The organism is Peptoanaerobacter stomatis, from assembly GCF_000238115.1.
GTDB classification, from domain to species: domain Bacteria; phylum Bacillota; class Clostridia; order Peptostreptococcales; family Filifactoraceae; genus Peptoanaerobacter; species Peptoanaerobacter stomatis.
On record NZ_JH414558.1, the window covers coordinates 51338 to 62466 of the forward strand.

An 11129-nucleotide genomic window follows, 5' to 3' on the forward strand; every position below is an offset into this window, starting at 1 on the left:
TTAGATATCAGTATTATAATTTTACAGTATTTCAAAATGCTTTAAATCACATTAAAACGGTTTAAAGCATTTTTTCATTTTTTAACAAAATATAAGCTAAATATGATATAATCAAGATATATTTATAATAAATAATTTATACTGACTGATTAATAAAAGTTAATCATTATACTGAAATCTTATAGAATAATGTAAATTTGTAATAATTAATTTTTAAAATAAAACATTTATATTAGTGTTTTATAATTATTTATCCATAGCTTTATTAGATAGCAGTATTACTCACTAAACTTTATTTTAGAGGTACTTATGAAAAATATTGATGAAGAACTTCTAAGCAAAAAACGTGCTTTAGAATTATGGGATAAAAATTTAATAGAAAATATAGAATCCGGAACTGTTAAATCTCTTGTTTATATACACAAATATCTGTTTCAGGATATATTTGATTTTGCCGGAACCATAAGGAGCATAAATATATCAAAAGGCAATTTCAGATTTGCAAGCGTATTATTTTTAAATGAAAATTTAAAGATAATAGAAAAAATGCCGCAAAACACATTTGACGATATAATAGATAAATATGTAGAGATGAACATAGCTCATCCATTTCAAGAAGGAAACGGCAGAGCCACTCGTATTTGGCTTGATTTACTATTAAAATCAAGTATAAAAAAATGTATAGATTGGAGTAAAGTAAACAAATATGAATATCTTAGTGCAATGGAGCGAAGCCCTGTAAATCCTTTAGAATTAAAAACTTTACTAAAAAACTCATTAACTGATAAAATATATGATAGAGAAGTTTATATGCGTGGCATTCAAGCTTCTTACACTTATGAAAACCAAAACTATTATGATATAACAAAAATATGATTAGAGTAATTTGATTTTTAATACTTTTAATAAATCTTAATTTTCTTATTAATAGCAAAATTCAATAGAATTATAGAAAAATAGAATTACTATAAATTTACTATATAAATTATCTACTATTCTATTTAAATTCGGGATAATAACATTTGATAAAATATTATAGAATTCTAAAAGCTAATAGAATAATTGATATTAGTATAAATAAAGTTACTCATCATTTCTTAAAGGTATTATATATAGAAAATAGATTATATTCTATTATGAAAAGGCGATTTATAGCAATTAATAAAGGGGGATTTATGAGCAAGGTTGTACAGTTTTTCTCAGAATTTTATAATATGCAGATATCAGATATACTGAAATTGGCTAATAATATAAAAGATGACGAACTATATAAAATAAATAACCATACGATAAAATCAATTCTCCCTGACTTTGATTTATCTAAGTCGAATATAGACAAGTATAAAGAAGTTTTAAATAAAATTGATGAGGAAAATTATAAAAATAACATAGATTTTATCACATTTGCAGATGAAAAATATCCTCAAATTTTAAAAAATATAAAAAATTTTCCTAAAGTTTTATATTACAAAGGTAACGCTGAATTATTAAATTACAAAAGAAAGATAGGTGTAGTTGGTAGCAGAAAACCTACACCATACGGCAAATTTGTCACAACATCACTCGTGAAAGACCTTACTCAAAATGATTTTTGCATAGTAAGTGGCTTTGCAAGCGGAATTGACTCCATTTCACACAAATCAGCCATAGAAAATGGAGGTAAAACAATATGCGTTTTCGGTACACCTATAAATAAAATATATCCCGCATCCAATAAAAAATTATTTGAAGAAGTGTTATTATCAAACAGTTTGATAATTTCAGAACAACATTGTTTAAAATCATCTTTACCCGCATTTTTTGCACTCAGAAACAGAATAATAAGCGGCCTGTCAACAGGTCTGCTCGTTACAGAAGCAGGAGCAAAAAGCGGTACATTAATTACCGCAAATTATGCAATGGAACAAGGAAAATATATATTCTCCGTACCGGGTAATATAAATTCTTCAAACTCAATAGGAACAAATTCACTCATAAAAGATGGCGCATGTATGACTACAAGTATTTCCGATATATTGTTTGAATACGGTTATGAACAGAATTTGCAAATAGCAGATGAAACCTATGATGATTTATCCCCTCTTGAAAACAGTATATATACACAAGTCAAAAATGCAGGCAGCTGCCATGCAGAAAAAATCGCAATATCACTATCATTAAACATACAAGACGTAATATCTATCTTAAATATACTTGATATAAAAGGCTATATATCATATGACGGCTTCATGGCAAACTACAAGATTAGATGATTTATTATTTTGTACTAACGCCTAAGAACCTATTATAAAATCTCCAATTTTTATATAATTGACTTTAAAAAATATAATTTTTTAAATATATAATTATGATACAGTTTTAAGTAATGTTTTAAGTAAAATGTATTCAAACTACTATATTAAAATAAAGTTTTTTATAATTCTACTCTTTTCAAAAATATTACGCTTTCTATGTGCATTGTGTGGCTGAACAAATCATATGGCGTTACTTCTTTAAGTTCATATTCTTGCGTACTTAAAAGTTTTTTCAAATCTCTTGCCAAGGTTGACGGGTTGCAGGAAATATATATTATTTTTTCAGGTTTTACATTTAATATCGTATCCAAGACTTTTTCTTCACAGCCTTTGCGTGCAGGATCGAGCACTATGACATTCGGTATATTTGATTTTGCAACCAAGTTTTCTATTTCATCTTCTACTTTGCCGCATATAAACTTTGCATTTTCTATGTTATTTATTTTTGCGTTTTGTTTTGCACTTTCAATGGCTTGAGGTACTACTTCTATACCATAAACCTTTTTGCATTTTTGCGACAAAAGTAAAGTTATTGTGCCTATTCCGCAGTATAAATCATATACTGTTTCTGTTCCTTGCAAATTTGCATAGTCTAATGCTCTTTTATACATTTTTTCCATTTGAATTGAGTTTACTTGATAAAAGGAGTTAGGATATATATTAAATGTAAGATTTTCTATCATATCTTGTATATACTCCCTGCCATACAAAAGTATATTTTTATCTGACAGTATGACGTTCGTCTTTTTAGTGTTCACATTTTGAACTATAGATTTTACCGGTATTTTATTTTTTTTAAATTCTGTCACCATAAAATCTATATTCAATTTTTTGCTGTCTTTTGTAACGAGTATGAGCATTATTTCATCTTTTTTTTGTGATATTTTAGTTATTATATGTCTCAAATTACCTGTGTGATTATGCTCGTCATATACTGATATTTTTTCATTTATGATAAATCTTTTTATGATTTCTATTATTTTATTATTAATTTCATTTTGTATTTTACAATCTGTAAATGGTATAATTTCGTGTGTCTTTTGCTTATAAAAGCCTATTTGTATTTGACCGTTTTTCATACATAGCGGCATCTGTGTCTTATTTCTGTATCTGAATGGATTTTGCATTGATACTATATCGTTTATATTAGGATTTACAATTCCGCCTATTCTTTCCAATTTTTGTTTCAATAGATTTTGTTTTATTTTTAGCTGATTTTCATATTTTATATCTAATATCTGACAACCTCCACATAAATCTTGTATATCGCATAATTTCTCATCTTCTCTGATTTTTGAATAGATTTGTATCTCTTGGACGTCAGCTGTTATATAGTTTTTCTTAATCTTGGTAATTTTAGCTTTTACTTTATCGCCTATTACTCCTTTGTTAAGAAAAACTGTGAGAGTATCTATTTTCCCTATTGCCCCGCCTTCATCAGTCATATCTGTTATATCTAATTGTATTATTTGATTTAACTGCATTTTATTCCTTTCAGTTCAATATTGTTTTATACTAATATGCTTTAGGCCTATACTATTTTCTAATAAAATTATGAATAACTTGTATAATTATATAACATTAACATAAATAGTCTACCAGAAAAATTAATTATTATGATTTTCCATTACTTTATAAGATTTTATACTTATACTGATTTTCAATAGAATAATAGATAGTTTATATTAAGAAATCTATAAATAATGCTGTATTTTATTAAATTTACAAAGTGCTATTCTTGTATAATTCTATTGAGTTTTAGACTTAAAATAGCATTTATTAATTATTTAAAATTGCCATATAATTATTTATAGTATAACATAAAAAACCCCCTTAAAATATAGGGAGTTTTTTATATAATGAATTATAGTTTTATTAAAAATCGAATAAGGCTATATTAAAATTTTTATAACTTTAATATTTTCAGTTGATTTATATAAGTTTTTAACTTAATACTCTACAATATTAGATTAAAATATCTAAAATCCGAATTATGCTTCTATTTTCCGAATGCACTTTTCCAATCTTTCATAAAACTTGCTATTCCTTTATCTGTAAGCGGATGTTTAACCATTTGCTCTAATACTTTCATAGGTATTGTAGCTATATGGGCACCTGCTAATGCTGCATCTGTAACGTGAAGCGGATGTCTTACGCTTGCTGCTATAACCTCTGTATCGTATCCGTATATGTCGAATATTTCTACTATTTTTCTTACCAAATCCATACCTTCAGAGCCTATATCATCTACTCTGCCTAAAAAAGGACTTACATAGGTCGCTCCTGCTTTTGCTGCAAGAAGTGCTTGATTAGCTGAAAATATAAGCGTTACGTTTGTGTGTATGCCTTCTTTTGATATTACACTTACAGCTTTTAATCCCTCAACTGTCATAGGTATTTTTACCACTATATTCTCATGTATCTTTACAAGCTCTCTTGCTTCTTTTATCATACCTTCAGCGTCTTCTGATATTACTTCTGCTGAAATAGGTCCGTCCACTATTTCGCATATTTCTTTTACAACTTGCTTAAAATCTCTCTTTTCTTTTGCTATAAGTGACGGATTTGTAGTAACTCCATCTACTATACCCCAACTTGCACCTTCTTTTATCTCATTGATATTTGCAGTATCAAGAAAAATTTTCATAAGTATTAATCTCCTTTTTTTATATTAATTTTTTCAATTACTTTTAGCTGTTTTTAAAATTGAGTTATCGAAAAAGTCTATTATATACATTATTATTCTATATCTACTATAATTCTTGTGGCGCTTATATTCCCACCGCTATATACTCCTATTGCTGTTACCTGATCGTCTTTATAAATTTTTCTCGGTTCAATTACAGTTCCTGAAAGTTTTTCTATTTTTGTGGTGTTTGTATAGTATAGTCTTACTACATCTCCATTGCCGGTTCTTATTTCTACAAATTTGTCAACTAAATCTACATCTGTAACTTTTCCTGATACTGTTGTCTGTTTGTAATCTCCTCTTGATACTATCTCTTCTACCATAGCGCCTTTGGCATATATATCTACTTCGTGTCCTAATTTTAGAGAATATATATTTGTCTTTACGTCATTTATTCTGATAACAGTGTCGTTGTTGACTGTGAGGTTGTGCTCGTTTCCGTCTCTATCGCCTATTATTATCTTATTGTAATAGCTGTTCATCTCTATGCCTTTGATAACTGCTGACATATATTTTACGTTTTGTGCATTTACAAGTATCTCTATAACTTTATCGCCGTCAGTAGTTATCTTCGCTGTATCACCTATTGCAATGAGGCTGATGCTGTCTACTCTTTTATCGTTTCTATATATCTTTACATCTTTTGATAATTCTTTTTTTGTAGACACACCTTTTTCGCTTATAGTCACTGAATTTGATGTGTAGTCTGTTATCTCACCTGAAAATTCATTTTTTGTAACAGTCATAGATGCTTTTATAAGTGTATCGCCTTGAGCGTAAAGATCTATTATGGCATCTTTTGGAAGCTCTTCTATTTTTGTCAATTTATCATTGACATATACAGTGCTTGCATCTGTGTATTTAAAGAGTTTTATACCTGTTTTTTCTGTACTTACTGTTATAGTTTTATCAACAATAGAATAATCTACCAGTTTGCCTGAATATCTCACTGTTTCTTCAGCTACAGCTATCTTTGTGAGTTGAGAGTTGTTTATAGTGAGTTCTACTTGCTGTCCCACCTTCAAATCATTTATAGATATAATTTTATCTCCTGCTACAACAGATACCGATTTTTTAGACGCTGTAAAGTTTCTTACTTTATTATCCGATGATGTTATCGCAACCGTCATATTATTGTCTGCAAATGTGAGCAAATCAATCTTACCTTTTATCACTTCCTGCACAGGTGTTTGAGGTACTGTCGGCTGAACAGGAGGTTGTGTTGATTGTGATTGTGCTTTTACTGAATATTTATATGCGTTTGATATCATAACAGCTGTCTCGGCTCTTGTTACAGTTTTTTTAGGAAAGAAATTTCCGCTTCCATCTCCTAATTTTGATATTACACCCTTTCTTTGCAATAATTCTATATATGGTACAGCCTGTGAAATTATATCCTTATTGTCATTATATGAAAGCTTTGCACTTTTATTTATTTCCCCCTCTAAACCCAAGCCTCTTACCAAAAACACACACACTTCATATCTGACTGCATTTATATGTTTTCTCGAACTTGAATCAACCAAAGAATTTAGCATTTTTTCACTGTTAGGTATTATACCTTTTTCAAGTGCAAAAACTACATACGGTTTTGCCCAGTCATCTATCTTATATTTGTTCAAAGCTGACATATATTTTGCAGAATTGCTTTTATATATGTTGTCTATATCTGTCTTAGGATATAGATTGGCTATCATTACAAGAGACTCTATTCTTGTAACAGAATATCCGGGCTTAAATGTGGCATCAGGATATCCGCTTATTATGCCTTTATTGGATACATCCGTTATATATTTTTCCGCCCAACCATAGCCTTGCAAATCTCCAAACTTAATAGCTGATACCGACACAGCACTCAAAGATACTATAAGTAAAGGAGCCAATACCTTATTCATTATTTGTTTCAGTTTCAATGTTTTACCTTCTTTCTTATCATTTAAGCTGATTTATATTAGAACTGTTCTAAAATTTTATAATTAACAGCATACATAAAAAACATATAAATCATTTTACTTTGAATTGTTTTATTCTTTAGTATAATTAATATTTTTTAATATTATAAAAATAGTTTAATTAATAATAACTATGCACAAATCATATCTTCTACTTTTCTTTTATCAAGTCTTTCAAATAATTTAAAAACGGTTCTTTAAGCTCATCATTTTTTAATGCAAACTCAACTGTAGCCTGTAAAAATCCAAATTTTTCTCCTACATCATACCTTTTGCCTTCAAACTCATAAGCATACATAGCCTGTCTTTCACATAGAGTTTTTAATGCATCAGTAAGCTGGATTTCATTATTTTTACCCGGTTTTTGATTTTCAAGTATTTCAAACAAATCTGGTTTCAATATATATCTTCCGAGTATGGCAATATTAGATGGTGCTTTATCAACTTCAGGTTTTTCTACCAAATCTTTTATCAGATATATTCTGTCATCTATATATTTTCCTTGAACAATTCCATATTTTCCTACATCTTTCTCGTCTACCTTTTGAACGCCTATTATAGTAGTATTATACTCATTGTAGACATCTATGAGTTGTTTTAGACAAGGTTTTTTTGCATCAACTATATCATCACCTAATATTACAGCAAACGGTTCATCATTTATAAAGCTCTTAGCACATAGTATTGCATGTCCAAGTCCTCTCGGCTCTTTTTGGCGTATGTATTGTATATTTATCATATCTCCTATATATCTTACCATTTCAAGCAACTCTTGTTTACCTGATTTTTCAAGCTCCATTTCAAGCTCTATTGACTTGTCAAAATGGTCTTCGATAGATTTTTTATTTCTGCCTGTTATTATAAGTATTTCCTCAATACCCGAGTTTATAGCCTCTTCTATTATATATTGCAGTGTAGGCTTGTCCACGATAGGCAACATTTCTTTTGGTTGAGCCTTAGTTGCCGGAAGAAATCTTGTGCCGAGTCCCGCTGCCGGAATTATAGCTTTTCTGACCTTATTCATAATTACCTCGCTTTACACTTAAAATATAGACTTGTGTAAATTCTATCACAAAAAATATAAAATACATATACGTTTGTATATTATTTAATAAAATTTTAACCTAAATAAAAAATTACTTATAATAAATTATACAATAAATTATACAAAAAAAATAGACATATTTTCATTTCAATATATATTATCTCTCCAACTTCTTGACAAAATCACCTTAGAAAAGGTAAAATCAGATAGATTATTATTTATATATATATATTTGAAAGGAACAAATATGTTTCAAGTTTTTGGAAATGAAGTATATAGTACCGATGAAATTTGTAAAATATTGCAAAATAAATATGGTATAACCGTAATAACAGACCTTACAAAATCTACAGACAGAGATGATGTAATAGCATTAAAATGCGGTATTTCAAAAGATGTTTTAAATATTGCAGACTTTGATATGCAAAATGAAAATGACTTTGAAAATGCACTTGAAAAATGTAATTCTTATATGTCAGACATAATAGATAAACTTGATATAAAATATAGTTTGAATAAATGTCAAGCATATAAATATGATGAGCATAATAACTATATCAAAGTCATAATATGCATAATGTATATTGAAACTGCAAGAAAAAAACTGAATGATATATTCAAGCGTCTGTTAAAAAACAATGATTAATTATCATTAAAAATACTTTACTTTATATTTTTACAATATCATTTGACTACTATTTGAGAAAATGATATTATTAGATTAGAAATATCTTTTAATAATCATATTTAGTAGTAAAAAATTAAGATATTATTTTTATAGAAAGGATTTATTTCAAAATGTACAAAATAGTTGAAAAAAAACTTCTTCAAAACAACATTTGTCTTATGGATATAGAAGCTCCAAGATGTGCCGCTTCCGGTCTACCGGGACAATTCATAGTTGTAAAAATGGATGAAAAAGGCGAAAGAATCCCACTTACAATATGTGATATAGATAAAAATAGAGGCACTGTAACAATTGTATTTCAAAGTGTAGGCGACTCTACAAAAAGAATGTTGGACCTCAATGAAGGAGATTACTTTGAAGATTTCGTCGGACCTCTTGGAAATCCGTCAGACCTTATCGAAAAAACTCCGGAAGAATTAAACGCTATGAATATCATATTTATAGCAGGCGGTGTAGGTACCGCTCCCATATATCCACAAGTAAAATACCTAAATGAAATAGGTGTTAACTGTGATGTTATAATAGGTGCAAGAACAAAAGATTTAATCATACTTGAAGATGAAATGAAAAAAGTAGCTACAAATTTATACATAGCTACAGATGACGGCAGCTACGGTTTTAAAGGCAATGCTTCTCAATGTTTAGAAGACCTTGTTAGCAATCAAGGTAAACAATATCATCATGCCGTTATAATAGGCCCTATGATAATGATGAAATTTACTACTATGATGACTAAAAAACTTTCAATTCCTACAGTAGTATCACTTAACAGCATTATGGTTGATGCTACCGGTATGTGCGGAGCCTGTCGTGTAACAGTAGGAGATGAAGTAAAATTCACCTGTGTAGACGGCCCTGAATTCGACGGTTTCAAAGTTAATTTTGATGAAGCTATGAGAAGACAAACTATGTATAAAACAGAAGAAGGAAAAAAACTATTAAGAATACAGGATAAAGGAACACATTCAAAAAATCCTTACTGTGATTGCAAGGAGGAAGAATAATAATGGCTGATACAAAACCAAAATCATTGAGGGTTCCGGTAAGAGAACAAGCACCGGAAGTGAGAGCTACAAATTTTGATGAAGTATGCTACGGATATAATTTAGATGAAGCAGTAGAAGAAGCAAAAAGATGTCTTAATTGTAAAAATGCCAGGTGCATAAAAACTTGTCCTGTCGGCATAAATATCCCTGCATTTATACAAAAAATACTCGCAAAAGATATAGAAGGAGCAGGTAAAATAATAGCAGAATCATCTTCATTACCTGCTGTATGTGGAAGAGTATGTCCCCAAGAAAGCCAATGCGAAATGACTTGCATAATGGGTATAAAAAATGAACCTGTATCCATAGGTAAATTAGAAAGATTTGTAGCAGATACAAATATGAAAAATGGTGTTACATTTGGAGAAAAAGAACCTGCAAAAAATATAAAAGTAGCCGTTATAGGTTCAGGTCCTGCAGGGCTTACAGCCGCCGGAGATTTGGCAAAAAAAGGTTACGATGTAACAATATTTGAAGCTCTGCATAAAGCAGGCGGTGTTTTAGTATACGGTATACCCGAATTTAGACTTCCAAAAGATGATATAGTAAAAAAAGAAATCCAAAATATAATAGATTTAGGCGTAAAAATTGAAACAAATGTCGTAGTAGGAAGAACCGTTACAATAGAAGAGCTTATGCAGAAAGAAGATTTTAAAGCAGTGTTCATAGGCTCAGGTGCAGGTCTGCCTAAATTTATGGGAATTCCGGGTGAAGCTGCAAATGGCGTATTCTCAGCCAACGAGTTCCTCACAAGAGCAAACTTGATGAAAGCATTTGATGACAGCTACGATACACCGATAATGACAGGTAAACATTCAGTTACAGTAGGTGGCGGAAACGTTGCTATGGACGCTGCAAGAACTGCATTAAGATTAGGTGCAAAATCCACAATAGTATATAGACGTTCAATGGAAGAATTACCTGCAAGAGTAGAAGAAGTACATCACGCAAAAGAAGAAGGCGTAAACTTTGAATTATTAACAAACCCTGTTGAGATACTTGAAGATGAAAAAGGAAATGTAAAAGGTATAAAATGTATAAGAATGGAACTTGGAGAACCTGATGAATCAGGCAGAAGAAGTCCGAAAGAAATACCTGACTCCGAATTCACAATAGAATGCGACACAGTGATAATGTCACTCGGTACATCACCTAATCCGCTTATAAGCTCAACAACATCAGGACTTGAAATAAACAAGAGAAAATGTATTGTAATAGATGAAAATACAGGAAAAACAAGCGTAGAAGGTGTATATGCAGGAGGCGATGCCGTAACAGGTGCCGCAACAGTAATACTCGCAATGGGAGCCGGAAAAGTAGCAGCAAAAGCAATAGACGAATATTTAGTAGAAAAATACAATTTGAAATAAACACCATAAAAAAANAATATATATATATATATATTATTATTATTA

General features: G+C 29.8%; 9 protein-coding genes. 5 read left to right on the plus strand and 4 right to left on the minus strand.

Annotated features, from left to right (window positions below; all coding sequences use genetic code 11):
* Nucleotides 1-309: 309 nt before the first annotated feature.
* Together fic and dprA are read left to right on the plus strand one after the other, a co-directional pair.
* The gene (gene fic / locus HMPREF9629_RS08235) at nucleotides 310-876 is read left to right on the plus strand and encodes a protein adenylyltransferase Fic (RefSeq protein WP_009525934.1); all 567 of its coding nucleotides are present in this window, start codon (nucleotides 310-312) and stop codon (nucleotides 874-876) included.
* Between the two features lie 299 nt (nucleotides 877-1175).
* A complete protein-coding gene (gene dprA / locus HMPREF9629_RS08240; RefSeq protein ID WP_040012703.1) occupies nucleotides 1176-2252 on the plus strand; it encodes a DNA-processing protein DprA in 1077 nt (358 codons plus the stop codon).
* Between the two features lie 161 nt (nucleotides 2253-2413).
* Here the strand turns inward: dprA and rlmD are convergent, their stop codons facing one another.
* The 4 genes from rlmD to galU all read right to left on the minus strand — a co-directional run bounded on the left by rlmD (nucleotide 2414) and on the right by galU (nucleotide 7959).
* Nucleotides 2414-3778, minus strand: coding sequence for a 23S rRNA (uracil(1939)-C(5))-methyltransferase RlmD (rlmD, locus tag HMPREF9629_RS08245; RefSeq protein ID WP_009525936.1), 1365 nt, complete (start codon nucleotides 3776-3778; stop codon nucleotides 2414-2416).
* Nucleotides 3779-4293: 515 nt separating this feature from the next.
* Complete coding sequence (gene fsa, locus HMPREF9629_RS08250; protein ID WP_009525937.1) at nucleotides 4294-4941, minus strand: fructose-6-phosphate aldolase; 648 nt, start codon at nucleotides 4939-4941, stop codon at nucleotides 4294-4296.
* 92 nt (nucleotides 4942-5033) lie between these two features.
* Complete coding sequence (locus HMPREF9629_RS08255) at nucleotides 5034-6896, minus strand: S-layer homology domain-containing protein (RefSeq protein WP_009525938.1); 1863 nt, start codon at nucleotides 6894-6896, stop codon at nucleotides 5034-5036.
* Nucleotides 6897-7086: 190 nt separating this feature from the next.
* Nucleotides 7087-7959 carry a UTP--glucose-1-phosphate uridylyltransferase GalU gene (galU, locus tag HMPREF9629_RS08260; RefSeq protein ID WP_009525939.1) on the minus strand — a complete coding sequence of 291 codons (873 nt, stop codon included), beginning with the start codon at nucleotides 7957-7959 and terminating at the stop codon, nucleotides 7087-7089.
* A gap of 268 nt (nucleotides 7960-8227) precedes the next feature.
* Between galU and HMPREF9629_RS08265 the strand changes: the two genes are divergently transcribed.
* From HMPREF9629_RS08265 to gltA, 3 genes are all read left to right on the plus strand, one after another.
* Complete coding sequence (locus HMPREF9629_RS08265; RefSeq protein WP_009525940.1) at nucleotides 8228-8626, plus strand: hypothetical protein; 399 nt, start codon at nucleotides 8228-8230, stop codon at nucleotides 8624-8626.
* 152 nt (nucleotides 8627-8778) lie between these two features.
* Nucleotides 8779-9672, plus strand: a complete 894-nt coding sequence (locus HMPREF9629_RS08270) for a sulfide/dihydroorotate dehydrogenase-like FAD/NAD-binding protein (RefSeq protein WP_009525941.1) — start codon at nucleotides 8779-8781, stop codon at nucleotides 9670-9672.
* 2 nt (nucleotides 9673-9674) lie between these two features.
* Entirely contained in the window at nucleotides 9675-11084 is a 1410-nt protein-coding gene (gene gltA / locus HMPREF9629_RS08275; RefSeq protein WP_009525942.1) for an NADPH-dependent glutamate synthase, read from the plus strand.
* Nucleotides 11085-11129 lie beyond the last annotated feature (45 nt).

What these genes read in the sequence shown, in the direction of transcription:
- HMPREF9629_RS08270 (WP_009525941.1), top strand. Translation starts at nt 8,779, where the DNA reads ATGTACAAAATAGTTGAAAAAAAACTTCTTCAAAACAACATTTGTCTT.
- galU (WP_009525939.1), bottom strand. Translation starts at nt 7,959, where the DNA reads ATGAATAAGGTCAGAAAAGCTATAATTCCGGCAGCGGGACTCGGCACA.
- dprA (WP_040012703.1), top strand. Translation starts at nt 1,176, where the DNA reads ATGAGCAAGGTTGTACAGTTTTTCTCAGAATTTTATAATATGCAGATA.
- fsa (WP_009525937.1), bottom strand. Translation starts at nt 4,941, where the DNA reads ATGAAAATTTTTCTTGATACTGCAAATATCAATGAGATAAAAGAAGGT.
- gltA (WP_009525942.1), top strand. Translation starts at nt 9,675, where the DNA reads ATGGCTGATACAAAACCAAAATCATTGAGGGTTCCGGTAAGAGAACAA.
- fic (WP_009525934.1), top strand. Translation starts at nt 310, where the DNA reads ATGAAAAATATTGATGAAGAACTTCTAAGCAAAAAACGTGCTTTAGAA.
- HMPREF9629_RS08265 (WP_009525940.1), top strand. Translation starts at nt 8,228, where the DNA reads ATGTTTCAAGTTTTTGGAAATGAAGTATATAGTACCGATGAAATTTGT.
- rlmD (WP_009525936.1), bottom strand. Translation starts at nt 3,778, where the DNA reads ATGCAGTTAAATCAAATAATACAATTAGATATAACAGATATGACTGAT.